Origin of the sequence: Neoroseomonas alkaliterrae (assembly GCF_014199195.1) — a bacterium.
Lineage (GTDB): Bacteria > Pseudomonadota > Alphaproteobacteria > Acetobacterales > Acetobacteraceae > Neoroseomonas > Neoroseomonas alkaliterrae.
This window is the reverse complement of the sequence record NZ_JACIJE010000005.1, coordinates 26,322-51,703: the sequence shown is the minus strand read 5'-3', so window position 1 is coordinate 51,703 and position 25,382 is coordinate 26,322. Positions and strand designations below refer to the sequence as shown.

General features: G+C 71.0%; 23 protein-coding genes. 19 read left to right on the top strand and 4 right to left on the bottom strand.

All coding sequences use genetic code 11. The features are described from left to right. Window position 1: 1 nt before the first annotated feature. The 17 genes from bchO (at window position 2) to FHS88_RS09815 (ending at window position 17,887) form a co-directional block, all read left to right on the top strand. Entirely contained in the window at window positions 2–886 is an 885-nt protein-coding gene (gene bchO, locus FHS88_RS09895; RefSeq protein WP_184484105.1) for an alpha/beta fold hydrolase BchO, read from the top strand. Next, window positions 883–2,184, top strand: a complete 1,302-nt coding sequence (locus tag FHS88_RS09890) for a DUF3422 family protein (RefSeq protein ID WP_184484103.1) — start codon at window positions 883–885, stop codon at window positions 2,182–2,184. The genes bchO and FHS88_RS09890 overlap by 4 nt, the downstream gene beginning before the upstream one ends. Further along, window positions 2,181–3,248, top strand: a complete 1,068-nt coding sequence (locus FHS88_RS09885; RefSeq protein WP_184484101.1) for a phytoene/squalene synthase family protein — start codon at window positions 2,181–2,183, stop codon at window positions 3,246–3,248. The genes FHS88_RS09890 and FHS88_RS09885 overlap by 4 nt, the downstream gene beginning before the upstream one ends. Window positions 3,249–3,312: 64 nt before the next feature. Next, window positions 3,313–4,986 carry a magnesium-protoporphyrin IX monomethyl ester anaerobic oxidative cyclase gene (bchE, locus tag FHS88_RS09880; protein WP_184484099.1) on the top strand — a complete coding sequence of 558 codons (1,674 nt, stop codon included), beginning with the start codon at window positions 3,313–3,315 and terminating at the stop codon, window positions 4,984–4,986. Beyond that, a complete protein-coding gene (gene bchJ, locus FHS88_RS09875) occupies window positions 4,986–5,612 on the top strand; it encodes a bacteriochlorophyll 4-vinyl reductase (RefSeq protein ID WP_184484097.1) in 627 nt (208 codons plus the stop codon). Before bchE ends, bchJ begins: the two co-directional genes overlap by 1 nt. Before the next feature lie 64 nt (window positions 5,613–5,676). Further along, a complete protein-coding gene (locus tag FHS88_RS09870; RefSeq protein ID WP_184484095.1) occupies window positions 5,677–6,543 on the top strand; it encodes a polyprenyl synthetase family protein in 867 nt (288 codons plus the stop codon). Between the two features lie 7 nt (window positions 6,544–6,550). After that, a complete protein-coding gene (locus tag FHS88_RS09865) occupies window positions 6,551–7,705 on the top strand; it encodes a methyltransferase (protein WP_184484093.1) in 1,155 nt (384 codons plus the stop codon). Between the two features lie 78 nt (window positions 7,706–7,783). Then, window positions 7,784–8,722, top strand: coding sequence for a chlorophyll synthesis pathway protein BchC (bchC, locus tag FHS88_RS09860; RefSeq protein ID WP_184484091.1), 939 nt, complete (start codon window positions 7,784–7,786; stop codon window positions 8,720–8,722). After that, window positions 8,719–9,738, top strand: coding sequence for a chlorophyllide a reductase iron protein subunit X (locus FHS88_RS09855; RefSeq protein WP_184484089.1), 1,020 nt, complete (start codon window positions 8,719–8,721; stop codon window positions 9,736–9,738). The genes bchC and FHS88_RS09855 overlap by 4 nt, the downstream gene beginning before the upstream one ends. A 3-nt stretch (window positions 9,739–9,741) precedes the next feature. Continuing rightward, window positions 9,742–11,250, top strand: a complete 1,509-nt coding sequence (bchY, locus tag FHS88_RS09850) for a chlorophyllide a reductase subunit Y (RefSeq protein ID WP_211842304.1) — start codon at window positions 9,742–9,744, stop codon at window positions 11,248–11,250. Window positions 11,251–11,252: 2 nt separating this feature from the next. Next, window positions 11,253–12,692, top strand: a complete 1,440-nt coding sequence (gene bchZ / locus FHS88_RS09845) for a chlorophyllide a reductase subunit Z (protein WP_184484087.1) — start codon at window positions 11,253–11,255, stop codon at window positions 12,690–12,692. Between the two features lie 136 nt (window positions 12,693–12,828). Beyond that, the gene (locus FHS88_RS09840; protein WP_184484085.1) at window positions 12,829–13,005 is read left to right on the top strand and encodes a light-harvesting protein; all 177 of its coding nucleotides are present in this window, start codon (window positions 12,829–12,831) and stop codon (window positions 13,003–13,005) included. 26 nt (window positions 13,006–13,031) lie between these two features. Next, on the top strand, window positions 13,032–13,211 hold the full coding sequence (gene pufA / locus FHS88_RS09835; protein ID WP_184484083.1) for a light-harvesting protein: 180 nt from the start codon (window positions 13,032–13,034) through the stop codon (window positions 13,209–13,211). 122 nt (window positions 13,212–13,333) lie between these two features. Beyond that, window positions 13,334–14,161, top strand: coding sequence for a photosynthetic reaction center subunit L (pufL, locus tag FHS88_RS09830; protein ID WP_184484081.1), 828 nt, complete (start codon window positions 13,334–13,336; stop codon window positions 14,159–14,161). 19 nt (window positions 14,162–14,180) lie between these two features. Beyond that, on the top strand, window positions 14,181–15,161 hold the full coding sequence (pufM, locus tag FHS88_RS09825) for a photosynthetic reaction center subunit M (RefSeq protein ID WP_184484079.1): 981 nt from the start codon (window positions 14,181–14,183) through the stop codon (window positions 15,159–15,161). Next, the gene (gene pufC / locus FHS88_RS09820; RefSeq protein ID WP_184484077.1) at window positions 15,158–16,249 is read left to right on the top strand and encodes a photosynthetic reaction center cytochrome PufC; all 1,092 of its coding nucleotides are present in this window, start codon (window positions 15,158–15,160) and stop codon (window positions 16,247–16,249) included. The genes pufM and pufC overlap by 4 nt, the downstream gene beginning before the upstream one ends. 93 nt (window positions 16,250–16,342) lie before the next feature. Next, the gene (locus tag FHS88_RS09815; protein WP_184484075.1) at window positions 16,343–17,887 is read left to right on the top strand and encodes a phytoene desaturase; all 1,545 of its coding nucleotides are present in this window, start codon (window positions 16,343–16,345) and stop codon (window positions 17,885–17,887) included. On the opposite strand, the gene crtD is transcribed toward FHS88_RS09815, so the two are convergent. Both crtD and FHS88_RS09805 read right to left on the bottom strand, forming a co-directional pair. After that, complete coding sequence (crtD, locus tag FHS88_RS09810; RefSeq protein WP_184484073.1) at window positions 17,862–19,391, bottom strand: 1-hydroxycarotenoid 3,4-desaturase CrtD; 1,530 nt, start codon at window positions 19,389–19,391, stop codon at window positions 17,862–17,864. The genes FHS88_RS09815 and crtD overlap by 26 nt on opposite strands. Window positions 19,392–19,397: 6 nt before the next feature. After that, complete coding sequence (locus FHS88_RS09805; RefSeq protein WP_184484071.1) at window positions 19,398–20,135, bottom strand: hypothetical protein; 738 nt, start codon at window positions 20,133–20,135, stop codon at window positions 19,398–19,400. Window positions 20,136–20,232: 97 nt separating this feature from the next. Between FHS88_RS09805 and FHS88_RS09800 the strand changes: the two genes are divergently transcribed. Together FHS88_RS09800 and FHS88_RS09795 are read left to right on the top strand one after the other, a co-directional pair. Then, on the top strand, window positions 20,233–21,630 hold the full coding sequence (locus FHS88_RS09800; protein WP_184484069.1) for a cytochrome P450: 1,398 nt from the start codon (window positions 20,233–20,235) through the stop codon (window positions 21,628–21,630). Then, window positions 21,627–22,811, top strand: a complete 1,185-nt coding sequence (locus tag FHS88_RS09795; RefSeq protein WP_184484067.1) for an ATP-grasp domain-containing protein — start codon at window positions 21,627–21,629, stop codon at window positions 22,809–22,811. The genes FHS88_RS09800 and FHS88_RS09795 overlap by 4 nt, the downstream gene beginning before the upstream one ends. Here the strand turns inward: FHS88_RS09795 and FHS88_RS09790 are convergent. Both FHS88_RS09790 and FHS88_RS09785 read right to left on the bottom strand, forming a co-directional pair. After that, complete coding sequence (locus FHS88_RS09790; protein WP_184484065.1) at window positions 22,786–23,721, bottom strand: carotenoid 1,2-hydratase; 936 nt, start codon at window positions 23,719–23,721, stop codon at window positions 22,786–22,788. The two genes, FHS88_RS09795 and FHS88_RS09790, sit on opposite strands and share 26 nt — an antisense overlap. Beyond that, window positions 23,718–25,355 (bottom strand): GMC family oxidoreductase, encoded by a 1,638-nt coding sequence (locus FHS88_RS09785; protein ID WP_184484063.1) that lies wholly within the window; start codon window positions 25,353–25,355, stop codon window positions 23,718–23,720. The genes FHS88_RS09790 and FHS88_RS09785 overlap by 4 nt, the downstream gene beginning before the upstream one ends. Window positions 25,356–25,382 lie beyond the last annotated feature (27 nt).

Below are 25,382 nucleotides of genomic sequence, written 5' to 3'. Positions count from 1 at the left end.
CATGACCGACCGGCCCGACTGGCGGACGGATGGCCGCGACTGGCCGAACCGCGAGCACAGCCGCTTCCTGCGGGCGGGCGGGCTCGACTGGCATGTCCAGGTGGCGGGCCATGGGCCGGCGGTGTTGCTGCTGCACGGGACCGCCGCGGCGACGCATTCATGGCGCGACATCCTGCCCGCCCTGGCGCGGGACGCGCGGGTCATCGCGCCGGACCTGCCGGGTCACGGCTTCACCGCGATGCCGCGCGAGGGCGGCCTCACCTTGCCGGGCATGGCGCGGCTGGTCGGCGCGCTGGTCGCGCAGCTGGACGCCCATCCCGTGATGCTGGTCGGCCATTCGGCGGGGGCGGCGATCGCGATCCGCTTGGCGCTGGATGGGCTGGTTGCGCCGCGCGTCATCGTCAGCCTGAATGGGGCGCTGACGCCACTCGGGGAGGAACATGCGGCCTTCTTCACCCGCGCCGCACGGTTGCTGGTCGGCCTGCCCTTCGTGCCCCGACTCTTCGCCTGGAGGGCGGCGGACCGCGCGGTCGCCGAGCGGCTCCTGCGCGACACCGGCTCGCGGATCGACGCCCGCGGCGTGGACCTCTATGCGCGGCTGTTCCGCCGGTCGGGTCACCTGGCGGGCGCGCTGCGCATGATGGCCGACTGGGATCTGCGGCCGCTTATGCAGGATCTGCCGCGCCTCGCGACGGATCTCGTCCTCGCCGTGGGGGAGGGGGATCGCACCATCGCGCCCGCTCAGGCGCGGCGCATCGCGCGGATCGCGCCGCGGGCGCGCGTCGAGACGCTGCCGCGCCTCGGCCATCTCATGCATGAGGAGCGGCCCGACCTGGTGCTGGACCTGCTGCGGCGCGCGCTGCACCCGGAGGTGGCCGCGGCATGAGCGCGCGCTTCCACCTGCCGGCCTGGCATCCGCAGCGCGTCGAGCTGAACGACGAGGTGCACGCCCGCCCGCCCGAGGCGTTGAGCCCGCCGGCCTCGATCTCCTACCTCGCCCTGGTGCCGCCCGAGGGCGCGCCGCGCGAGCAGACGCTCGATTCCCTACGCGACCTCGTGCGCCGCGTCGGCGGGCCGGAGCCCGCGCCCGGCAGCAGCCACTACAGCACCGACCTCGGTGCCTTCCGGCTGAAATGGGAACGGCATACCGAGTTCAGCCGCTTCATGGTGATCGTGCCCGGCGTCGGCGCCGATCCCTTCGCCACCACCGCGATCGACGCGGTGCCGGCGGACTGGGTGGCCGCGCTGCCCGGCACCGTGATCGTCGCCGCCCATGCGGCGCTGGTCCCGGATGAGGGGAAGGCCCTCGACCTCGCGGCGATCGCGGCGCGATGCTTCGGCGGGAACCATCTGATCGGCGCCGAGGTCAGCGGCGGGCGCGCGACCGCGATCACGGATTTCCGCATCCACGGGGACGGGTTCAGCCGCTTCCTGCTGCTCGACCGCGGCACCGGCCAGCGGCAGGCCGGGCGGATCGTCCAGCGCCTGCTCGAGATCGACACCTACCGCATCATGGCGCTGCTGGCGCTGCCCGTGGCGCGCGACCTCTCGCCGGTGCTCGGCCGCCACGAGCGCGAGCTCGCCGCGGTCACCGATGCGCTGATCACCTGCGGCGAGAACGACGAGCCCGTGCTGCTCGACCGGCTGACGCGGCTGGCCGCCGAGATCGAGACGGGCGAGGCGCGCAACCGCTACCGCTTCAGCGCGGCCGCCGCCTATTACGAGATCGTGCAGCGCCGCATCGAGGACCTGCGCGAAGGGCGGATCGAGGGGCTGCAGACGATCCGCGAGTTCACCGAACGCCGACTCGCGCCGGCGATGAACACGGTGCGCGATGTCGCGCGGCGGCAGGAGATGCTCTCCCAGCGCGTCGCGCGCGCGACGCAACTGCTCTCGACGCGCGTGGACCTGACGCGCGAGAGGCAGAACCAGGCGCTGCTCGCCTCGATGGATCGCCGCGCGAGGCTGCAGCTGCGTCTGCAGCAGACGGTGGAGGGGCTCTCGGTCGCGGCGATCACCTACTACGTGGTCGGCCTGATCGGTTACGCGGCCAAGGCGTTCGTCGGGCCGCAATTCCCGCTGGGGGCCGAGGCCATCACCGGGCTCGCCGTGCCGCTGGTCGCGATCCTGGTCTTCCTGGCAACGCGCCGCGTGCGCCGGCGCATGGAGCGCGAGGAGCCATGAGCGGGTTCATCATCGCCGACGGCGACCTCGAGCATTGCCGCAGGCTGCTGGCCGGCGGCTCGCGCTCCTTCCACGCCGCCTCCCTGCTGCTGCCGCGGCGTATCGCGGCACCCGCGACGGCGCTTTACGCCTTCTGCCGTGTGGCCGACGACGAGATCGACCTCGGCGGCGGCCGGCGCGAGGCGCTCGACGGGCTGACGCTGCGCCTCGACAGGGCCTATGCCGGCGATCCGGCGGACGACCCGGTGGACCGGGCCTTCGCGGCGGTCGTCGCGCAGTTCGGCATCCCGCGCGCCCTGCCCGCCGCGCTGCTCGAGGGCCTGGCCTGGGATGCGGCCGGCCGGCGCTATGACGATCTCGCGGGCCTCGAGGCCTATGCGACGCGGGTCGCCGGCACGGTCGGGGCGATGATGACGCTGCTGATGGGCGTGCGGGACAGGAACGCCATCGCGCGCGCCTGCGACCTCGGCATCGCGATGCAGTTGACCAACATCGCCCGCGACCTGGGCGAGGATGCGCGCGCCGGCCGCATCTACCTGCCGCTCGAGTGGATGCGCGAGGCGGGGATCGAGCCCGCGGCCTTCCTGTCCGCGCCGGTCTTCTCGCCCGCCGTCGCGGGGCTGGTGGCGCGCCTGCTCGCCGCGGCGGATCACCACTATGCGCGCGCGGATGCGGGCATCGCCCTGCTGCCGCGGGACTGCCGCCCCGGCATCCGGGCCGCGCGGGTCATCTATGCCGAGATCGGGCGCGAACTCGAGCGCAACGGCCTCGATTCCGTGAGCCGCCGCGCCGTGGTGCCGGGCTGGCGCAAGGCGGTGCTGCTCGCCCGCGCCGCCGGGGCGCTGGCGGGGATCCGGGGCGCTGCCGGCGCGCCGCCCTGCGAGGCCGCTGCCTATCTGGTCGCGGCCGTCGCCGCGGCGCCGCCGCCCGAGGGCCCGATCCCCCGCGGCTGGGGGCAGCGCCTGGTCTGGGCGCTGGAACTCATGGACCGGCTGGACAGGGAGCATGCCTCGGCCGGCCGGTCCGCCGATCCCGGGCGCTTCGTGACTGTCAATGTAAATTGACAGAGCGCAAAGCGGACAACCCTCGCGCGAGTCAGCCTGCTCAGGCTGCGGCGGGAGGGGTTCCATGCGCATCGTCCTCGTCCACCCGAACTACCATTCCGGCGGCGCCGAGATCGCCGGCAACTGGCCGCCGGCCTGGGTCGCCTATCTGTCCGGCTGGCTGAAGGCCGAAGGCTTCACGGACATCACCTTCATCGACGCGATGACCGGGCACCTCACGCCCGAGCAGCTCCGCGACCGCTTCGCGGCGCTTGCGCCCGACGTGATCGGCTGCACCGCCATCACCCCCGCGATCTACGAGGCCGAAGCGGTGCTGCGGATCGCACGGGAGACCTGCCCCGATGCGGTGACGGTGCTCGGCGGGATCCACGGCACCTTCATGTATCCCCAGGTGCTGGCCGAGGCGCCCTGGATCGACTGCGTGGTGCGAGGGGAGGGGGAGCAGGTCTTCACCGACCTCCTCCGCTGCGTGGCCGAGGGCCGCTGGCCGGCCGAGCGCGCCTCGGTCAAGGGCATCGCCTTCCTCGAGGACGGCAAGGTGGTGGCCACGCCCGCCTGCCCGCCGATCAAGGATGTGGACCGGATCGTCGCGGACTGGGCGATCCTCGACCGGTCGAACTACACCTACATCCCGATGAACACGAAGGTCGCGATCCCGAACCTCGCGCGCGGCTGCCCCTTCACCTGTTCCTTCTGCTCCCAGTGGAAGTTCTGGCGCGACTACAGGGTGCGCGACCCGCGCAAGGTGGTGGACGAGATCGAGGACCTGGTGCGCAACCACGGCGTGGGCTTCTTCATCCTGGCGGATGAGGAACCGACCATCCACAAGAAGAAGTTCGTCGAGTTCTGCGAGGCGCTGATCGAGCGCAACCTGCCGGTGCTCTGGGGCATCAACACGCGCGTCACCGACATCCTGCGCGACGAGGCGCTGCTGCCGCTCTACCGCAAGGCCGGGCTGATCCACGTCTCGCTGGGCACCGAGGCGGCGGCGCAGCTCAAGCTCGATCGCTTCAACAAGGAGACCACGGTCGCGCAGAACAAGAAGGCGATCCAGCTGCTGCGCGCCAACGGCATCGTGGCCGAGGCGCAGTTCATCGTCGGCCTGGAGAACGAGACGGTCGAGACGCTCGAGGAAACCTACCGCATGGCCCTCGACTGGGACCCGGACATGGCGAACTGGGCCATGTACACGCCCTGGCCCTTCAACGACCTGTTCAAGGAACTGGGCGACAAGGTCGAGGTCTTTGACTTCTCGAAGTACAATTTCGTGACGCCGATCATGAAGCCGGATGCGATGGACCGGGCCACGCTGCTCGACCGCACCATGCACAATTACCGGCGCTTCTACCTGCGCAAGACCTTCCTGGGCTACCTCTGGATCCGCGACAAGGTGAAGCGGAACTACATGCTGGGCTGCCTCTGGGCCTTCGCGAAGTCGGGCTTCCAGCGGACCTTCTACGATCTCGGCAAGGTCGGCTACTGGGGGCCGCAGTCGAAGAGGAAGGTGGGTTTCCACTTCGACGAATCGCGCACCCTCACGGCCGAGGCCGCGCGCGCGCCGCACAACGCGATGTGGAAGACCATGCATCGCCCCAAGGTGAAGCTGCCTGCGGCGAATGCCGAGATCCGCGCCTGCGGCGGCGGGCAGGATCAGCTCGGCGATGCCGAGATGGATGCCCTCGTCGCCCCCGCCGCCCCGCGGGCCGCGAGCGCCGCGGCTCCCGCCCCTCGCCCCTGATGGCCGGCGAGGCCGCGCGGATCGGCCCGAACGCGGTCACGCGCCTCGCCGAGGCGCTGGAGGCGCGGCGCGGCCCGGTCCGTGCGCGGGATGTCTTCGCCAGGGCCGGCCTCGCGGACCTGCTGGAGCACCCGCCCGAGCGGATGGTGCCGGAAGAGACGGTCGCCGCGCTGCATGGCGCCATGCGATGCCTGCTTCCGGCGGACGAGGCGCGGCGGATTGCCGCCGATGCCGGGCGGCGCACCGCCGGCTACCTCCTGGCGCATCGCATTCCGTGCATCATGCGCGTGGCGCTGCCCGTGCTGCCGCGCCGGATCGCCACGCGGATCCTGCTCGCCGCCATGGCGCGGCACGCCTGGACCTTCGCCGGCAGTGGCCGCTTCGAGGTTCTGGGCGGGGCCGCGCCGCGCTTCGCGCTGCGTGGCGGGGCGCTCCTGCGCGGCGGGTCCGCCGATGCCGCGCGCGCCTATCTTGCCGCCACCTTCGAGGGACTCTTCCAGGCCCTGACAGGCGCATCGGCCCGGGTGGGAGCGCGCGCTTCGGTCTCGGCGGACGGCCCCGTCCTCCTGTTCGACCTTTTCTGGACCTCCCCGAAAGCGTTTGACTCGACTGTCAAGAATGACTGACAGTTTTGGTCGCTCGTTGGCGTGACAGTCCACGCCGGCGCAGGCGCCGGAAGGAGAGCCTCCCATGGATGCCGCGACCCGCATCGAGAGCACGCTGGCCGACGCCGTCCTGCTCGCCGAGGCCTCCGGCGCCCCGCCGCGCCTCGCCGCCGCCATGCGGCACGCCGTGTTCCCGAAGGGCGCGCGGATCAGGCCACGGTTGAGCATCGCGGTCGCCATGGCCTGCGGGGACGACCGGCCGCGGCTGTCCAGCGCCGCGGCGGCGTCCATCGAGCTGCTGCACTGCGCCTCGCTCGTGCATGACGACATGCCCTGCTTCGACGACGCCGACACCCGCCGCGGCCGCGCCTCCGTGCATCGGGCCTTCGGCGAGCCGCTCGCCGTGCTCGCCGGCGATGCGCTGATCGTGCTGGCCTTCCAGACCGTCGCGCGCGCCGCGCCCTGCGCGCCCGAGCGGCTCGGGCCCGTGATCGGGGCGATCGGCGACGGGGTCGGGGTGCCCTTCGGCATCGTCGCGGGCCAGGCCTGGGAGTGCGAGCCGGAGGTCAACCTCTCCGACTACCAGCGCCAGAAGACCGGCGCCCTGTTCGCCGCGGCGACCGTGGCCGGCGCGGCGGCGGCCGGTGCGCCTGACCCGGAGGCCTGGCGCATGCTGGGTGACCGCCTCGGCGAGGCCTACCAGGTGGCGGACGACCTGCGAGATGCGGTCGAGGACGAGGCGACCATCGGCAAGCCGGTCGGTCGCGACAAGGCGCTCGGGCGGCCGAGCGCGGTGGCCGAGTTCGGCCTCGATGGCGCGGTGCGGCGCCTGGCCACCCTGGCCGAGGCGGCCGTGGCCGCGATCCCGGCCTGTCCGGGGCAGGGGAGGCTTCGCGCGCTGATCCTCGAGGAAACGCGGCGCCTGCTGCCGGCGAAACTGGCCACGGCCTGAGGCCGGCATGTCGGGCGCGGATGCCTTGGGCACGGTGCCGGCGCCGTCCTGGCTCGACCGCCTGCGCGGCCTGCGCGAGGCGCTTGCCGCGCGGCCCGGCTTCCGCCGCTGGGCGGCGCGGTTTCCGCTGACGCGCCCGCTGGCGCGGCGCCACGCGCGCGCCCTGTTCGATCTCTGTGCGGGCTTCGTCTATACGCAGGTGCTGCTCGCCTGCGTGCGCCTGCGCGTCTTCGCGATCCTCGCGGAGGCGCCGCTCGCCACGATGGCGCTGGCCCCGCGACTCGGCCTGAGCGCCGAGGCGACGGAGCGGCTGATGGGGGCTGCCGCCTCGCTGCGCCTCGTCGCACGGCGCCGGGACGGCGCCTGGATGCTCGGCCCGCTCGGCGCGGCGATGGTGGGCAATGACGGCATCGCGGCGATGGTCGAGCACCATGCCATGCTCTACGCCGACCTCGCCGATCCGGTGGCGCTGCTGCGACGTCCGCGCGGCGGGACGGCGCTGGCGGACTACTGGGCCTATGCCGGGGCCGAGGCGCCGGGCGCCGTCGAGGCCGCGCGCGTGCGCGACTACACCGCGCTCATGGCGGCGAGCCAGCCGATGGTCGCGGAGGAGGTGCTCGCCGCCTATCGCTTCGACCGCCATCGCTGCATCCTCGATGTGGGCGGCGGCAGCGGCGCCTTCCTTGCCGCGGTGGCGCGGGCGGCGCCGCGCAGCGCGCTGATGCTCTTCGACCTGCCGGCGGTGGCGGAGGTGGCGCGCGAGCGGCTCGCGGCGGCGGGGCTCGGCGCGCGCAGCACGATCCATGGCGGCGACTTCACGCGCGATGCGCTGCCGCAGGGCGCGGATCTCGTGACGCTGGTGCGCATCCTGCACGATCATGACGACGCGATCGCGCAGGGCCTGCTGCGGCGCATCCGCGAGGCCTTGCCGTCGGGCGGGCGCATCCTGGTGGCCGAGCCGATGGCCGGCACGCCCGGCGCCGAGCCGATGGGAGAGGCGTATTTCGGCTTCTACCTGCTCGCGATGGGCCGCGGCCGCCCCCGGCGCGCGGAGGAGATCATGCGGATGCTCGTGGCCGCGGGCTTCGTCCGGCCGCGACGGCTGCGCACCGCGACGCCGCTCCTGACGCAGCTCGTCATCGCCGATGCGGGGCAGGGCTGACGCATGGACGTCAGTTTTCCTTGACAGTTTTGGACGTCACATTACGCTGACATTCATCCTTTGACCGGGGGGTCCCTCGTGGACACCATCGCCGTCATCCTCAAGGCGCCCGAGGGTCTCGTCCTCAGCCGCCTGTCGCTCACACCGCCCGGGGACGAGGACATCGTCGTCGCGGTGGAGTGGAGCGGGATCAGCACCGGCACGGAGCGCCTGCTGTGGTCGGGCCGCATGCCGCATTTCCCGGGCATGGGCTATCCGCTGGTGCCGGGCTACGAGTCGGTCGGGCGCGTCATCGCCGCAGGGCCTTCCGCCGGGCGCGCGCCGGGCGAGCGGGTCTTCGTTCCCGGCGCGCGCTGCTTCGGCGATGTGCGGGGCCTGTTCGGCGGTGCCGCGGCGCGCCTCGTCGTGCCTGGCCGGCGCACCACGCCGATCGGCGAGGCAATCGGCGCGGAGGGCGTGCTGCTCGCCCTCGCCGCGACGGCGTGGCACGCGATGCATGCGCCGAACGCCGCGCCGCCGGATCTCATCGTGGGTCACGGCGCGCTCGGGCGGCTGCTCGCGCGGATCGCCCTGCTGGCAGGCGCGACGCCCGTGGTCTGGGAACGCGACGTGACCCGCCACGCCGGGGCCGAGGGCTATGTCGTCCTCGACCCCGACCGCGACGAGCGCCGAGACTACCGGAGCATCTACGACGTCAGCGGCGATGCCGGCATCCTCGATGCGCTGGTGCAGCGCCTCGCTCCCGGCGGGGAGATCGTTCTCGCGGGCTTCTACGCCGACCGCATCGGCTTCGCCTTCGCGCCCGCCTTCATGCGGGAGGCGCGGATCCGCATCGCTGCCGAGTGGCAGGAGCCGGATCTCGCGGCGGTCCGCGCGCTGATCCTCGACGGAAGGCTGAGCCTCGCCGGGCTCGTGACCCATCGCGAATCCGCCACGCGCGCGCCGGAGGCCTATGCGCGCGCCTTCACCGATCCGGCCTGCCTGAAGATGGTCCTCGACTGGAGGGAATGCTCATGAACGCGCCGACGGGATTCACGCCGCCTGGAGGCGTGGCGGCGAGCCAGGCGCGGTCACTGCGCGAGGAAGCCGCGATCCCGCCCGATCCCGTCCACACCGGCGAGGCGCGCCGGCAGGCGCAGGTCATCGCCATCTACGGCAAGGGCGGGATCGGCAAGTCGTTCACGCTGGCGAACCTGTCCTACATGATGGCGCAGCAGGGCAAGCGCGTGCTGCTCATCGGCTGCGACCCGAAATCGGACACGACATCGCTGCTCTTCGGCGGAAGGTCCTGTCCGACCATCATCGAGACCTCCTCGCGCAAGAAGGCCGCCGGTGAGCCGGTGCAGATCGGCGATGTCTGCTTCAAGCGCGACGGCGTCTTCGCGATGGAGCTCGGCGGTCCCGAGGTCGGGCGCGGCTGCGGCGGGCGCGGCATCATCCACGGCTTCGAACTGCTGGAGAAGCTCGGCTTCCATCAGTGGGACTTCGACTACGTGCTGCTCGACTTCCTCGGCGACGTGGTCTGCGGCGGCTTCGGCCTGCCGATCGCGCGCGACATGTGCCAGAAGGTGATCGTCGTCGGCTCGAACGACCTCCAGTCGCTCTACGTCGCGAACAATGTCTGCTCGGCGGTGGAGTACTTCCGCAAGCTCGGCGGCAATGTCGGCGTCGCCGGCATGGTGGTGAACAAGGACGACGGCACGGGCGAGGCGCAGGCCTTCGCTGCGGCGGCGGGGATCCCGGTCCTCGCCTCGATCCCCGCGCACGACGACATCCGCCGCAAGAGCGCGAACTACGAGATCATCGGCAAGCCGGATGGCGAATGGGGGCCGCTCTTCGCCGCGCTCGGCATCCAGGTGGCGGAGGCACCGCCGCTGCGGCCGAAGCCGCTGACGCAGGAGGAACTGCTCGGCCTCTTCAAGGGCGAGACGGTCGGGCGCGATGTGGTCCTGACGCCGGCACGCATGGAGGACATGTGCGCCGCCGAGGTGCTGGCGAAGCCCTCCCTCGAAGTGGTCTACGAGGGCGCCTGAGCGATGGACGCGCTGCCCCCGAACGGCCCCGTCGCCCCGGATGCAGGCTGCCACGGCGGCCGGGAGACGATGCGCGAGGCAGCGCGGGCGGCCGGCAAGTCCCCGGCGCTGGATCGCCTGGAGGCCGACTATCCCAAGGGCCCGCACGACCAGCCGCAGAGCATGTGCCCGGCCTTCGGATCCCTGCGCGTCGGGCTGCGGATGCGGCGCGTGGCGACGATCCTCTCGGGCAGCGCGTGCTGCGTCTATGGCCTGACCTTCACGAGCCACTTCTACGGCGCGAAGCGGAGCGTCGGCTACGTGCCCTTCAACTCCGAGACGCTGGTGACGGGCAAGCTGTTCGAGGACATCCGCGACGCGGTGCACGAGACGGCGAGGCCGGAGGACTACGACGCGGTCGTCATCATCAATCTCTGCGTTCCCACGGCTTCCGGCGTGCCGCTCGACCTGCTGCCGAAGCAGATCAACGGCGTGCGGATCATCGGCATTGATGTTCCCGGCTTCGGCGTTCCGACCCATGCAGAGGCGAAGGATGTGCTGGCCGGAGCCATGCTGCGCTACGCCCGGGGCGAGGCCGAGGCTGGCCCCGTGGCGCGTCCGCGGACCTTGGTCGAGGGCGAGCCGACTGTCGCGCTGGTCGGGGAGATGTTCCCGGCCGACCCGCCCGGCATCGGTGCGCTGCTCGCGCCGATGGGACTCTCGCTCGCGCCCTCCACGCCATGCCGCGAGTGGCGCGATCTCTATGCCGCGCTGGACTGTCGCGTCGCCGCTGCCGTGCATCCCTTCTACACCGCGAGCCTGCGCGAGTTCGGTGCGGCCGGACGGCCCGTCGTCGGTTCGGGACCGGTGGGTGTCGAGGGCACGGCAGCTTGGCTGGAAGCGATCGGCGCCGCGGCGGGTCTTCCGGCCGCCAAGGCGGAGGCCGCGAAGCAGCGCTTCCTGCCGGCCATCGCCGGGGCCCTGGCGGCCCATCCGGTCAGGGCGCGCGTCACGGTCTCGGGCTACGAAGGATCGGAACTTCTGGTCGCACGCCTGCTCGTCGAGGCCGGGGCCGAGGTTCCCTATGTCGGAACCGCCTGCCCGCGGACCGAGTGGAGCAAGGCCGATCGCGACTGGCTCGAGGCGCGCGGCGTCCATGTGCAGTATCGCGCCTCGCTCGAGCAGGACATCGCGGCGATGCGCGAGGCGCAGCCCGATCTCGCGCTCGGCACCACGCCGCTGGTGCAGAAGGCGAAGGAACTCGGCATTCCGGCGCTCTACTTCACCAATATGGTGAGCGCGCGTCCGCTCTTCGGTCCGGCCGGGGCGGCCTCGCTCGCGGGCATCGTCGCCGCGCAGACTGGCCAGGCCGAGCGCATGAGGCGGATGGTCGGCTTCTTCCAGGGCGTCGGCACGCCGGATGGCGCGGGCTACGGCTTCCGGGACAAGCCGGTGGATCCGCCGGGCTTCCGCGAGCGCCAGCGCAAGCTCCGCGCGGCGCGCGCGAAGGCCGAGGAAGCGGTGGGGAGCTGAGCATGCTCGTTCTCGACCATGACCGGGCAGGGGGATACTGGGGCGCGGTCTATGCCTTCTCCGCCGTGCGGGGGCTGCGCGTCGTGATCGACGGGCCGGTCGGCTGCGAGAACCTGCCGGTGACCGCGGTGCTGCACTACACGGACGCGCTGCCGCCCCACGAACTGCCGATCGTGGTGACGGGCCTCGACGAGGAGGCGCTGTCCCAGACCGGCACCGAAGGCCAGATGAAGCGGGCCGCCGCGACGCAGGATCCCGACCTGCCGGCGGTCGTGGTGACCGGCTCGATCGCCGAGATGATCGGCGGCGGCGTCACGCCGCAGGGCTCGAACCTGCAGCGCTTCATCCCGCGGACCATCGACGAGGACCAGTGGCAGGCGGCCGACCGCGCGATCAACTGGCTTTGGTCCGAATTCGGCGCCAAGCGCGGGAAGGTGAGGCCGCGCGCGCGCAAGGAGGGCGAGCGCCCGCGCGTCAACATCATCGGGCCGATCTACGGCACCTTCAACATGCCCTCGGACCTCGCGGAGATCCGCCGTCTGGTCGAGGGCATCGGCTGCGAGATCAACCTCGTCTTCCCCCTCGGCAGCCATGTCGAGGACATCGCGCGGTTGCCGGATGCGGATGTGAACATCTGCCTCTACCGCGAGTTCGGGCGGCGTCTCTGCGAAGAGCTGGAACGTCCCTACTTGATGGCGCCCTTCGGCGTCTTCGCCACCACGAACTTCCTGCGCAAGCTCGGCGAGCTGACCGGCCTCGATCCCGAGCCGTTCATCGAACGCGAGAAGCACACCACCATCAAGCCGATCTGGGATCTCTGGCGCTCCGTCACGCAGGATTTCTTCGCCACCGCGGCCTTCGGTGTCAGCGCGACGGAGACCTACACCCGCGGCCTGACGCGCTTCCTGTCGGACGAGATGGGCGTGCCCTGCGCCTTCGCCTTCGCGCGCAAGCCGGGCGAGAAGCCCGACAACCAGGCGGTGCGCGACGCGATCAAGGCGAAGCCGCCGCTGGTGATCTTCGGTTCCTTCAACGAACGGATGTACGCGCAGGAGGCCGGCTGCCGCGCGGCCTACATCCCGGCCTCCTTCCCCGGCGCGATCATCCGCCGTGCCACTGGCACGCCCTTCATGGGCTATGCCGGCGCGACCTACGTCGTGCAGGAATACTGCAACGCGCTGTTCGACGCGCTGTTCCACATCCTCCCGCTCGCGACCGAGATGGACAAGGTGGAGCCGACGCCGGCCCGGCCTGCCGAACGGTGGTCTCCCGAAGCCACTGCCTTGCTGGACCGGATGGTGGAGAGCGAACCCTTCCTGCTGCGCATATCGGCCGCGAAGCGCCTGCGCGAACGCGTCGAGCGCGACGCTCGCGAGGCGCTGGAGGAAATCGTCACCGCCGAGCGCGTTGCACGCAGTCTCGAAGTCGAGGGCGCGTCATGACGCGCCGCGATCCATCGCGTTGCCCCTTTGCGGGCAGCGCCGAAAGCCAGCCGGTGCGGCCTCGCCCGTGCCGGACGGTCCCAGCCGCGCGGGAGGAGCGCGGTAACCGCCGAAAGGCGTCTGTGGAGGTCTCTGAATGGCCGAAGCACGTACGCGCCTGACGGAGGAGCAGGCCCGGGAGGTCCATCGCCTGGTTGTCCAGGGATGGGTCTTCGCGGTCTTCGCCTCCATGGGCGCTCACATCCTGGTCTGGCTGTGGAGACCATTGGTCTACACGGGCCAGGTCGTTCCCCCCGACTGGCGCTTCTTCTGAAGCGGAACGGGAAAGGACCGTAGCCCATGCATAAGATCTGGATGGTCGTGGATGCGCGGCGTGTGGGGTTCCTCGCGGCGGCCGGCGTGATGGCCGTCGCCGTGATCCTGCACTTCGTCGTCATGAGCTCGCCCCGCTACTGCGACCACTGGGGCTGGTGCGCGACGACCCCGACCTTCGTTCCCGGCCAGCGCGTCGGGGGCTGAGGGGCATCACCCGCGCCGCATTGCGGCGGACGGGGCGAGGCCTCGACCCGAGGCCTCGCCCGCATATCCCAGTGCCGTGACCGGCGATCGGCAGGACCGTGCCGGAGGGAGGAGCAGCAGCGATGGCGATGCTCAGTTTCGAGCGGAAATACCGCGTCCGGGGCGGCACCCTCATCGGGGGTGACCTGTTCGACTTCTGGATCGGGCCCTTCTGGATCGGGTTCTTCGGCGTCACCTGTGCCTTCTTCACGCTTGTCGGTGTCGTGCTGATCGGCATGGGGGCGGCATGGCAGGGGACGTGGAACCCCTGGCTGATCAACATCGCGCCGCCCGACCTGTCCTACGGGCTCCGCCTCGCGCCGATGCGCGAAGGCGGTCTCTGGCAGGCGATCACGATCTGCGCGATCGGCGCCTTCGTGTCGTGGGCGCTCCGCCAGGCCGAGATCTCGCGCAAGCTCGGCATGGGCTACCACATCCCCATCGCCTACGGCGTGGCGGTCTTCGCCTACATCACGCTCGTGGTGATCCGGCCCGTGCTGATGGGCGCCTGGGGCCACGCCTTCCCCTACGGGATCTGGAGCCACCTCGATTGGGTCTCGAACGTGGGCTACCAGTACCTGCACTTCCACTACAATCCGGCGCACATGATCGCGGTGTCGTTCTTCTTCACCACGGTCCTCGCGCTCTCGCTGCACGGGGCGCTGGTGCTCTCCGCGCTCAACCCGCCGCCCGGCGAGCCGGTCAAGACCGCCGAGCACGAGAACACCTTCTTCCGCGACTTCATCGGCTACTCGATCGGCACGCTCGGTATCCACCGGCTCGGGCTGTTCCTTGCGCTTTCGGCCGGGTTCTGGAGCGCGGTCTGCATCGTGATCAGCGGGCCCTTCTGGACGCGCGGCTGGCCCGAATGGTGGAGCTGGTGGCTCAACCTGCCCGTGTGGCGCGGCTGAGGCGAGGAGGACAGCAGCCATGGCCGAATACCAGAACATCTTCACTCGCATCCAGGTCCGCCCGCCGGTGCCCTATCCGGGCGTGCCGCTGCCGCCGGACAACGATGCACGCGACGGCAAGCCGCGCTTCGTCCACCTCTTCGGGCGGCTCGGCGATGCGCAGGTCGGGCCGATCTACCTCGGCTACACCGGGATCCTGTCGTTGCTCTGCGGCTTCATCGCCATCGAGATCATCGGGCTGAACATGCTCGCCTCGGTGAACTGGAACCCGGTGCAGTTCATCCGCCAGCTCTTCTGGCTCGCTCTCGAGCCGCCTCCGCCGCAATACGGCCTGCGCTTCCCGCCGATGCGAGAGGGCGGGTGGTGGCTGGTCGCGGGCTTCTTCCTGACGCTTTCCATCCTGCTCTGGTGGGTGCGTACCTATCGCCGCGCACGGCAGCTCGGCATGGGCACGCATGTGGCCTGGGCCTTCGCGGCGGCGATCTGGCTCTACCTCGTTCTCGGCTTCATTCGGCCGATCGCGATGGGCTCATGGAGCGAGGCGGTGCCCTTCGGCATCTTCCCGCATCTCGACTGGACCGCGGCCTTCTCCATCCGCTACGGCAATCTCTTCTACAACCCGTTCCACGCGCTCTCGATCGTCTTCCTCTACGGCGCGACGCTGCTGTTCGCGATGCACGGCGCGACCATCCTCGCGCTCGGGCGCTATGGCGGTGAGCGCGAGATCGAACTCACGCTCGACCGTGGCACCGCGGCCGAGCGCGGCGGGCTATTCTGGCGCTGGACCATGGGCTTCAACGCCACCTTCGAGAGCATTCATCGCTGGGCCTGGTGGTTCGCGGTGCTCTGCCCGATTACGGGCGGCATCGGGATCCTCCTGACCGGTACGGTCGTGGACAACTGGTACCTCTGGGCCGTGGACCGGCATTTCGCGCCTGCCTATCCGCAACTCTGGGCACCGGTCGCCGACCCGGCCCTGACGCAGGGAGCGCCGCGATGAGCAGCTTCAACCTCAAGGTCGGCGCCGCGGTCACCGCGCTCGTGCTGGCCGCCATCCTGGTGCCGACCTTCGAGCGCCCGACCGTGCGCACCGAACAGGGCGGCTTCCGCGGAACCTCGATGGGTTCGGTGGAGAACCCGAGGCTGCGCGCCCAGGTCGTCGCGCGCAACCAGGTGCCGGAGGCCCCGGAGGCCGCCGACAATGACGGCGACAGGGCAAGCGCGCTGTACGAGAACGTCCAGCTCCTGGGTGATCTCTCCAACGCGCAGTTCCTGCGCCTGATGCAGGCGATGACGGAATGGGTGGTGCCGCAGGACGTGCGCGACGCGGGCAATGGCTGCGCCTACTGCCACAACCTCGACAACCTCGCCTCGGACGAGGTCTATACCAAGGTCGTCTCGCGCCGGATGCTCCAGATGGTGCGCACGATCAACAACCATCCCCATGTCGGGGAAACCGGCGTCACCTGCTACACCTGCCATCGTGGCCGCGCGGTACCGGCGGAGGTCTGGGCGGCGCCGCAACTCCCGCAGCACGGGCTGCAGGCGCAGACCGGCCAGAACCGCGTGTCGCGCCCGGCCGGCTACTCCTCGATGCTGGTGGATCCCTTCTCGCCCTATCTGCTGCGGGACGAGAACATCCGCGTGATCAGCGGGACATCGCTGCCGCGCTACAACACCACCAGCATCCAGGCGACCGAGGGGACCTATGCGCTGATGATGCACATGTCCTCGAGCCTCGGGGTCAATTGTACCTTCTGCCATAACAGCCGATCCTTCGCGGAATGGGCGCAGAGCCCGCCGCAGCGCGTGACCGCCTGGCATGGCATCCGCATGGTCCGCGAAGTGAACATGTCCTACATCGAGCCGCTGACGCCGCTGTGGCGTGCGCATCCCAACGGCCCGCCGGAAGCCGGCGCGCCGCTCGCGCGGCTCGGTCCGATGGGTGATGCGCTCAAGGTGAACTGCTCGACATGCCATCGGGGCGTCAACCGGCCACTGAATGGAGTCCCGATGCTCCGTGACTATCCCGAGCTGCGGGTGATCCGCGACGGCCCTGCCCGTTCTGCGGCGCTCGTGCCGCAGTGACGACGGCGGCGGCGACACTCCCCGGCCGCCGCCGGGGATAGTTGGGGGAGCGGTCCGCCGCTCCCCCCTTTTTTCTTGCAGCGAGGGCCAGCCATGGCGCGCGACGGCACCGAGGGTCCGCGGGACGAAAGGCCGCATGCGGTCGTCATCGGGTCGGGCTTCGGCGGTCTGGCGGCGGCGATCCGTCTCGGCGCACGCGGCTGGCGCGTGACGGTGCTCGAGCGCCTCGATGCGCCGGGTGGGCGCGCAGGCGTCTTCCGTCAGGACGGCTTCACCTTCGACGCCGGGCCGACGATCATCACCGCGCCCTATCTGATCGAGGAACTCTGGGCCTGCGCAGGCCGCCGCCTCGCCGACGATGTGACGATCCGCGAGCTGGACCCGTTCTACTTCATCCGCTTCGACGACGGCACGACGATGCGCTGCGGCGCAGATGCGGATGCCACGCGCGAGGAGATCCGGCGCATCGCGCCGCAGGATCTGCCGGGCTTCGACCGTTTCCTGCGCGACAGCGAACGCATCTACCGCGTCGCCTTCGAGGAGCTGGTGGACCGTCCGTTCCACCGCTTCACGACATTGTTGCGCGCCGCGCCGGACATGATCCGGCTCCAGGGATACCGGACGGTCCATGCGAAGGTGGGCGATTACTTCACCAGCCCCAAACTCCGCACCGCCTTCTCCTTCCACCCCCTGCTGATCGGCGGCAATCCGCTGACGACCACGGCCTACTACTGCCTCATCGCGCATCTCGAACGGAAGCACCGCGTCCACTACGCGATGGGGGGCATGGGCGCGCTGATCCGCGGCATGGCCGGCCTCATCGGGCATCTTTGCGGCACGATCCGCTGCAATGCCGATGTCGTTCGGATCGAGGTCGCCGAGGGCCGGGCAATCGGCGTCGTTCTCGCATCGGGCGAGCGGATATCGGCCGATATCGTCGTCTCGAACGCCGATGTCGCCTGGACCTACTCGAAACTGCTCGGCCATCACCCGCGCCGGCGCTGGACCGACCGCAGGATCGCGCGCGCGCGCTACTCCATGAGCCTCTTCGTCTGGTATTTCGGCACGCGCCGCCGCTACGAGGATGTCTATCACCACACCATGGTGCTCGGTCCGCGCTACGAGGCGCTGCTGACCGACATCTTCACGCGCAAGCGCCTCGCCGAGGATTTCAGCCTCTACCTTCACCGCCCGACGGCGAGCGACCCGTCCCTTGCGCCCGCGGGCTGCGACGCCTTCTACGCGCTCGCGCCGGTGCCGCATCTCGGCAGCGGCGTGGATTGGACGACGCAGGCCGAGCCCTATCGTGCCGCCATCCAGCGACGCCTTGAGGAGACCGTGCTGCCGGGACTGGGCGAGGCGATCGTGACCTCCCGGACGATGACGCCGCTCGATTTCCGCGACCGCCTGCTCTCGGTGAACGGTGCGGCCTTCTCGCTCGAACCGCAGCTCTTCCAGAGCGCCTGGTTCCGGCCTCACAACCGGAGCGAGGAGGTCATCAACTTGTTCCTCGTCGGCGCCGGCACTCATCCCGGCGCGGGCGTGCCTGGCGTCATCTCCTCGGCGAAGATCCTCGATCAGCTCGTGCCGGATGCGCAGGCCTGGCGCGTCCTCAACCCGGCACCGGGAGGGCGATGACGCTGCTGCGGCGGCCGGCGCGATCCTCGAGCAGCCGAGCGGCGGCGAGGCGCCCCGAGAGGGTTGCCATCGGCACGCCCGGCCCCGGATGCACGCCGCCGCCGGCGAGATAGAGGCCGGGCACGGCGCTGCGCGCCCCCGGCCGTGAGAAGCTGCCGTTGAAGCCATGCCCCAGCCGGCCGTAGAGCGCACCGCCACTGGCCGGGAACAGGGCCTCGAACTCCGCGGGCGTGGTCATCCGCGTGTTGCTGTCCGAGAGGTCGAGCGTCAGGCCGCATTCGCGCAGCAGGCCAAGAACACGACCGGTCAGCGCCTCCCTCTGTTCCGCATCCATCGTGCTGCGGTCGCCATCCGGCGGCGCATTGACGAGAAGGAGCATGCGCTCGGGGCTGCCTTCCGCAGGGTGCGTGGTGCCCCCGCGGTCCTGTGCGCAGAGATAGACCGTGGGCGCGGCGACGATCGCGCGGCGGCGGAACACCGCGTCGAACTCCGCCGCGTAGTCCTCGGCGAAGAAGACGTTGTGATGCTCCAGCGGGAAGCCGCTGCCTGGCGCATGCGCGCACCAGGTGACGGCGGAGAGGGTGCGATCCTGCCGAGGCACGGGTGATACGGCCGCGCGCACGGCATCGCCCAACAGGCCGGTCGCCAGGGCCTCCGGCGCGCCGTTGAAGACCACCGCATCGGCCGGAAGCCTTTCGCCGTCGGCCAGCAGGACGCCGGCGACACGGCCCCTCTCGACGATGATGCGGCTCGCCGCCGTGCCGAAGCGGAAGGTCGCGCCCTGGGCTTCGGCAAGGCCCTGGATGGCTTCGGCGACGCGGCGCATGCCGCCCTCGACGAGCCAGACGCCCTCCTGCTCGACATGGGCGATGAGCATCAGGGTTGCGGGCGCCGCGAAGGGCGAGCATCCCACATAGGTTGCATAGCGGGCGAAGAGCTGGCGCAGGCGGATGTCGGAAAAATGCTCGCCCAGCGCCTGCCACAAGGTGGAGAAGGGCGTGGTGCGCAACAGCGCATCGAGCCGGCCGACGCCGACGCGGCGGACCAGATCGAACTGCGAAGGCCGTTCCGCGGCGATGAAGGTGCCGAGCAGCGTGCGATGAATGTCCGCGCTGCGCCGGCACAGGGCGCGGTAGCCTGCGGCTTCGCGCGCGCCGGCGAAGGCGCCGATCGCGTCGGCCGAGCGCTCGCGGTCGGCGAACAGGTCGAGCCGCCCGCCGCGCCGCCACGCATGGCGCGCGAGGATCGTGGCGCGATGCAGCGTGACATGATCCTCGAAGCGGCGGCCCGCTTCGCCGAACAGCGCGTCGAAGACCCATTTCATCGTGAACACGGTCGGTCCCGCGTCCATCGCCACGCCCGAGACCGCCACCTGCCGCATCTTGCCGCCCGGCGCGGAGGCGCGTTCGACCACCGTGACCTCGGCGCCGCGGCGCGCGAGGTCGGCCGCCGCCGCGAGCCCCCCCATGCCGGCGCCGATGACGACGATGCGCGGATCAGCCATGCAGGTTCAGGCGGGTGCGGGCCTGCGTGCCGCGTATTGCCGGTCCACCGCCCGCCAGTGCCAGAGGATGACGGCGATGCCGGTCGCGCAGGGCAGGGCCCACATGACGGGGTGCAGCGCGAGTTCCGGCAGGATACGCACCGAGCCGAAGGCCATGAAGGCCGTGTAGACGGAGATGCCCGCGCCGACGAGCGCCTTGACATGTTCCTTCAGCCAATAGGTGGGGCCGGGCGCCTCGCTGCGGAGGAAGCGCAGGTTCGTCACCGCGGTCGCGATGCCGATGCCGGCGACGCCATGCATCAGCGGCTGGCCGATCAGCCAGCCCTGCGCCGCGCAATTGACTGAGGCGACCAGCAGGACATGCTGCAGCGCCATGTTGAGCGGGGTGCGGTTGCGCGCATGCCCGGCGCGCTTGTTCAGCACGGCGAGCCATCCATACCAGGCGAGGTTCACCGTCAGCAGCGCGGTTGTCAGCATCATCCAGCCGAAGATGCCGCGGATGAAGTCGGGATCGAAGCGGCCCTCGAGATGCGGATGCGTCGCCATCGGTGCGATGAGGGTCAGCATCGCCATCGCCATGGCGAGGCACCCGGTCGCGACCATGCAGCGGTTGAACAGCCGCCCCCAGCGCCGGTGCGCCGGCCCGCCCTTGCGGCCGAGCACGGGAACCCAGAAGGCGATGGCGCCCGTGGCCCCCGTCACGATGTGCAGGGCGATGAGGGCATGGAACAGGTGGAGTTCCACTCTCGGCACCTCCCGCGTCCATGCGACAATCCGACTTGACAGCGCATTATGTCAAGTAGACGAATGGCATCCTTCGGCTGCGTTCCGCGAGGCTCCGATGAGCGCGACGCTCGCTTCCCCCGGCCTGTCCCTCGCTCCCTTCGAGCCGCCGCACCCGCGGTCCCTGCCGGCGGTGATCGCGCTGCTGCGCGCGCTGCTCGAGGGCGATGGCAACCTGCTCGGCCTGCTGCCCGCCGAGGCCTACACGGTTCCCATCGGCCCACTCGGCTGGTCGCGGCGCTCGACGATCATCGTCAACCGCCCGGACCTCGTCCGCCATGTGCTGTCGGACCCCGACGGCATCTTCCCCAAGAGCGACCTGATGGTGAATGCGCTCGATCCGCTGATCGGCGATTCCATCTTTGTCTCCTCGGGCGAAACCTGGCGACGCCAGCGCGCGATGATCGACCCGGCGCTGACCATGATGCGCGTCAACCGTGCCTTCCCGGCCATGGAGGCCGGCGCGGCGGAGGCCGAAGCGACGCTGGCCGAGGCCGCGCGATCGGGCAGGGCGCTCTCCCTCGACCTGCTGATGAGCCACCTGACGGCGGACATCATCTGCCGGACGGTGTTCTCCACGAGCCTGCAGACGCGCGTGGCGCACGAGGTGTTCGACGCCTTCACGCTGTTCGAGCGCTCGGTCGCGCAGGTCGAGATACGTCGCCTGATCATGGACCGCGCCTGGACGCGCATCCCGCAGAAGCGCCATGTGCTCGATGCCTGCGCGCTGATACGCCGGCATCTCGGCACGCTGCTCGACACCCATCTCGCCGAGGGCGCCCGCTTCGACGACATTTGCGCCGCGGTGATCGAGGCGCGCGACCTCGAAGGCCGCGGCTTCACCCGGGAGGAGCTGATCGACCAGCTCGGCGTGCTGTTCCTCGCCGGTCACGAGACGAGCGCGAGCGCCCTGACCTGGGTCTTCTACATCCTGGCGACCCGGCCCGCGCTGGTCGCGCGCCTGCGCGCCGAGGTCGAGCAGATCTGCGGCGACGGCCCCGTGACCTTCGAGCACACGAAGCGGCTCCCCTTCATCCGCAACGTGTTCCGCGAGACGTTGCGCCTCTACCCGCCGATCACCTTCCTGCCGCGCGTGGCGCTGAGGGAGACCGCGCTCGATGGCTATCGCGTCCGGCGGGGCGCGCTCGTCATGGTCGCGCCCTGGGTGCTGCATCGCCATCGCGACTACTGGCGGGCGCCGCATCTCTTCGACCCCGACCGCTTCGAGGCGGCGCGCGAGCACGAGACGACGGCGGGGGCCTACATCCCCTTCGGGATCGGCCCCAGGGTCTGCGCGGGCGCCGCCTTCGCGCAGGTGGAGGCGGTGCTGCTTGTCGCGCGCCTGTTCCGCCGCTTCGACTTCCACGTCGCCGATCCCGCCCGCGTCCGCCCCGCCGCGCGGCTGACGACACGGCCGGCGGAGCAGATCATGGTCACCGTCACGAGCGCGGGATGAGCGCGGGAACGGTCCTGCTGACGCTGGGCCGGCTGCCGAAGGCGCTCGATCTCGCGCGCGCCTTCCACGCCGCGGGCTGGCGCGTGGTGGTGGCCGAGCCCTTCCGCCGGCACCTCGCCGGCGCGTCGAAGGCGGTCGCGCGCAGCCATGTCGTCACCGCCCCGGCCACCGACCGCGAGGCCTATCTGCAGGACCTGCTGCGGGTCGTGGCGGAGGAGCAGGCCGATCTCGTGGTGCCCGTCTCCGAGGAGGTGCTGCACGTCGCGGCGCTGCATGGCCGGCTGCCGTCGCGCACGCGGCTCTTCGCCATGCCGCCCGGGGTCGTGCTGGCGGCGCATGACAAGGGTGCCTTCGCCGCGCAGGCGCAAGCCTGGGGCCTCGCCGTGCCGCGCACCCACCCGCTCGGCAGCGAGGAGGCGGCGGACCTTGCCATGCGCCAGGATGTCGTGGTGAAGCCCCTGCATGCCTGCTCGGGCAGCGGCATGCGCCGGCTGGCGCGGGGATCGGCCCTGCCCGCGCCCGATCCGGCGGTGCCGGCGATCGTGCAGGCGATGATCGCCGGGCCTGAGCGCAGCACATGCTCCCTGGTCCATGAGGGCGTGGTCAGCGGCACGGTGGTCTACCAGCCGCTCGTGCAGTCAGGCTCCGTCAGCATCGCCTTCGAGCGCGTGGAGGATCCGCTGATCGAGGCCTTCGTGCGCGACTATGCCGCCGCGACACACTGGACCGGATTCCTCGCCTTCGACTTCATGCTCGACGAGAAGGGCAGGCCCTGGGCCATCGAATGCAATCCGCGCACGACGAGCGGCCTGCATTTCTTCGCCGCCGGGGATCTCGCCCCCGCCGTCTCCGACCCCGCGCATCCGCTGCGATTCCGCCCCGAACGCCGACTGCAGCAATTCTATTCCTGCCTGACCGAGACGCAGCTCTCCCTGGTCCGCGGCGGTGGCTTCGCACGGAACCTGCGGACCCTGCTGCGCACCCGCGACGTCACCTGGTCGAGGCAGGATCCGAAGCCGTTCCTGACCATGACGGCGACCTCCTGGCCCATCATCCGCGAGGCCATCGCGCGCCGCGCGACCTTCGGCCAGGTGGCGATGCTCGACTTCGCCTGGCCCGGCGACCTCGCCCCAACTACGCAGCGCGAGGCGGCACTCAGCGCAGCGTCCGCGGCACCCTGAAGGGCAGCATGGCGTAGAGCGCCGGCGAGCGGAAACGCCGCAGGTCGAGATACTCGTGGACCGCCGTCGCCTCCTGCCCGAGCAGCCGCGTGCGGATCTCCGAACGCGAATAGAAGGGCGCGTCCACCAGGGTCCGCACCGCGCGCGCCGTGCCGCCCTCGGCGCGCGTCGGGCGCGGCAGGCGCCACAGCGTTGGCGCCATCTCGGCCGGCGGCGGCGGCTCGAACTCCTCGATGCGGCCATCGCCGCGAACGCGCAGCGCGAGCGACTGCGCGCTGCCATCGGCGCGGCGCGCGTTGTAGAGCACGGCCGTCGCCTCGGGCATCGGCGCGCGGCACCAGTCCCAGGTCGCGAAATCCTCCTCGAGCGGGGCTATGCCGTCATTCGTGTCGAAATAGGCCGGGCCCGACCAGCGCAGCGCGGGATGCGTCAGCGCGACCTCGACGCGCGCGCGCGCGGCGATGGGCTGCCAGCGGTGCCGCCCCGCGGCATCGAGTGTGAAGGCGCGATCCGAGAGCGCCTCCGGCAGCAGACGCACCGTGCCGGAGACGCGCCGGGGCAGCGGGGCGGTGACCTCCTCGATCGTCACCGTCAGGGCCTCGCCGTCCCAGTTCAGCCGGGAGGGTCCGATGGCGAGGTTCGCCGGGTCTCGGTGCAGCGCCGAGGCGCGGCGGTCGGTCATCGCCCAGCGCCGCGGGCGGCCATAGAGCGCGACGTTGAGGCAGCAATGCTCCGCCGGGTCCACCGCGCCGCGCCGGTGCGCCCAGGCATACCAGGGCGAGAACACGGTCCCGATGAAGGCGATGATGGTGATGCCGTGCGCGCCATCCGCGGACAGCGCGTCGAGATACCACCAGCGATAGCCGCGGGACGGCACCGGGCGGTCGAAGGCCCAGGGGCGCCCCGTCATGCCGCGGCGGTCAGCGGCGGGCGGCCGCGGATGAAGTCGGCGGCCTTCTCCGCGATCATCATCGTGGTCCCGTAGGTATTGGCCGAGGGCATCGCCGGCATGATGGAGGCGTCCACCACGCGCAGCGCCTCCAGCCCGTGGACCTGGAGGCGGTCATTGACCACGCTCGTCGGATCCTCGGCCGGGCCCATGCGGCAGGTGCCGATCAGGTGATAGGTCGTGCTGCCGTTGCGATAGGCGAAGTCCAGCAGCTCGTCGTCGCGCTCGACATTCACGCCGGGCAGCGTCTCGCGCTCGAGGAAGCGCATCATCTGCGGCGTGTGCAGCAGGCGGCGGATGAGGCGGATGCCGCCGAGATGCACGCGGCGGTCATTCTCGTCGGCGAGATAGTTCGGCTGGATCTCCGGGTCCTCGAACACGTCAGTGCTGCGCGCACGCACCCAGCCGATGCTTTCCGGCCTGTGCTGCCAGGCGCCGGCGGTGCAGCCAGGATAGTCGTCGAGGACATAGACCTTGCCCTCGGCATAGGAGCCGGGGGTGAAGACGCCCTGCAGATCGGGCTCGTCCAGCCCCTCGAAGGACTTCCAGAAGATGTGCACATGCGAGGGCGCGGTGGCGAGGATGGAAGGCTTGCCCGACGCCCAGCGCGCGATCTGCTTCACGAGGCCGAAGCCGCGGGCGAGTTCGTTCAGCGTCTCGACGCCCGGCTTGGCGCGCATCACCAGCCGCGAGGCGTAGTGGTCGCGGAAGTTCTCCCCGACCGGGAGTTCGTGGAACACCGGCACGCCGATCCGCGCCAGCGTCGAGGCCGGGCCGATGCCGCTCACCTGCATCAGCCGTGCCGTGTTCACCGTGCCGGCGGAGATGATCACCTCCCGCCGCGCGCGCACCTCGATGGGCGTGCCGCCGCGCTCGGTCAGGTAGCGGATGCCGACCGCGCGACGGCCTTCGAAGACGATGCCGCAGGCGCGCGCATTCGTCCGCACCTCGAGTTCCTTGCGCGCCATGGCGGGCTTGAGGAAGGCGCGCGCGGCCGAGACGCGCCAGCCATTCTGGATGCCGCGCTGGAAATAGCCGACGCCGGCCTGGTCGCCGCTGTTGTAGTCGGGGTTGCGCGGCAGCCCGGCGGCGACGCAGCCCTCGATGAAGGCCTCCGAGAGCGGGTGGATCCAGTCCATGTCGGTCACCGGCAGCGCGCCGGCCTTGCCGCGCCGGTCGTCGCGGCCGAAGCCGATGCGGCGTTCGGTCCGCATGTAGTAGGGAAGGCAGTCCTCGTATCCCCAGCCGCGGTTGCCGCGCTGCGCCCAGGCATTGAGGTCGTTCGGCTGGCCGCGGTTGTAGATCATGCCGTTGACGGAGGAGGAGCCGCCCAGCGTGCGCCCCTGGATCGTCGCGATGCCGCGCCCGCCGGTGCGCTCGGTGGGCGCGGTGCGGAACTGCCAGGTCACGGAGGGGTCCACCAGCGTCTTGATGAAGCCCGCGGGAATGTGGATCCAGGGGTTGCGGTCGGGCGGTCCGGCCTCGAGCACGCAGACCGTGACACCCGGATCCTCGGTCAGCCGTGCGGCGAGGATGGACCCCGCGGCGCCGGCGCCGACGATCACGTAGTCGAAGGTGTCAGGCGTGGTGGGCATGTCGCTTGGGCTCTCCTTGGCGAAGGC

Excerpts from the sequence above, each read along its gene's own strand:
- bchO (WP_184484105.1), top strand. The coding sequence starts at position 2 with ATGACCGACCGGCCCGACTGGCGGACGGATGGCCGCGACTGGCCGAAC.
- FHS88_RS09890 (WP_184484103.1), top strand. The coding sequence starts at position 883 with ATGAGCGCGCGCTTCCACCTGCCGGCCTGGCATCCGCAGCGCGTCGAG.
- FHS88_RS09885 (WP_184484101.1), top strand. The coding sequence starts at position 2,181 with ATGAGCGGGTTCATCATCGCCGACGGCGACCTCGAGCATTGCCGCAGG.
- bchE (WP_184484099.1), top strand. The coding sequence starts at position 3,313 with ATGCGCATCGTCCTCGTCCACCCGAACTACCATTCCGGCGGCGCCGAG.
- bchJ (WP_184484097.1), top strand. The coding sequence starts at position 4,986 with ATGGCCGGCGAGGCCGCGCGGATCGGCCCGAACGCGGTCACGCGCCTC.
- FHS88_RS09870 (WP_184484095.1), top strand. The coding sequence starts at position 5,677 with ATGGATGCCGCGACCCGCATCGAGAGCACGCTGGCCGACGCCGTCCTG.
- FHS88_RS09865 (WP_184484093.1), top strand. The coding sequence starts at position 6,551 with ATGTCGGGCGCGGATGCCTTGGGCACGGTGCCGGCGCCGTCCTGGCTC.
- FHS88_RS09855 (WP_184484089.1), top strand. The coding sequence starts at position 8,719 with ATGAACGCGCCGACGGGATTCACGCCGCCTGGAGGCGTGGCGGCGAGC.
- bchY (WP_211842304.1), top strand. The coding sequence starts at position 9,742 with ATGGACGCGCTGCCCCCGAACGGCCCCGTCGCCCCGGATGCAGGCTGC.
- bchZ (WP_184484087.1), top strand. The coding sequence starts at position 11,253 with ATGCTCGTTCTCGACCATGACCGGGCAGGGGGATACTGGGGCGCGGTC.
- FHS88_RS09840 (WP_184484085.1), top strand. The coding sequence starts at position 12,829 with ATGGCCGAAGCACGTACGCGCCTGACGGAGGAGCAGGCCCGGGAGGTC.
- pufA (WP_184484083.1), top strand. The coding sequence starts at position 13,032 with ATGCATAAGATCTGGATGGTCGTGGATGCGCGGCGTGTGGGGTTCCTC.
- pufL (WP_184484081.1), top strand. The coding sequence starts at position 13,334 with ATGGCGATGCTCAGTTTCGAGCGGAAATACCGCGTCCGGGGCGGCACC.
- pufM (WP_184484079.1), top strand. The coding sequence starts at position 14,181 with ATGGCCGAATACCAGAACATCTTCACTCGCATCCAGGTCCGCCCGCCG.
- pufC (WP_184484077.1), top strand. The coding sequence starts at position 15,158 with ATGAGCAGCTTCAACCTCAAGGTCGGCGCCGCGGTCACCGCGCTCGTG.
- FHS88_RS09815 (WP_184484075.1), top strand. The coding sequence starts at position 16,343 with ATGGCGCGCGACGGCACCGAGGGTCCGCGGGACGAAAGGCCGCATGCG.
- crtD (WP_184484073.1), bottom strand. The coding sequence starts at position 19,391 with ATGGCTGATCCGCGCATCGTCGTCATCGGCGCCGGCATGGGGGGGCTC.
- FHS88_RS09800 (WP_184484069.1), top strand. The coding sequence starts at position 20,233 with ATGAGCGCGACGCTCGCTTCCCCCGGCCTGTCCCTCGCTCCCTTCGAG.
- FHS88_RS09795 (WP_184484067.1), top strand. The coding sequence starts at position 21,627 with ATGAGCGCGGGAACGGTCCTGCTGACGCTGGGCCGGCTGCCGAAGGCG.
- FHS88_RS09790 (WP_184484065.1), bottom strand. The coding sequence starts at position 23,721 with ATGACGGGGCGCCCCTGGGCCTTCGACCGCCCGGTGCCGTCCCGCGGC.
- FHS88_RS09785 (WP_184484063.1), bottom strand. The coding sequence starts at position 25,355 with ATGCCCACCACGCCTGACACCTTCGACTACGTGATCGTCGGCGCCGGC.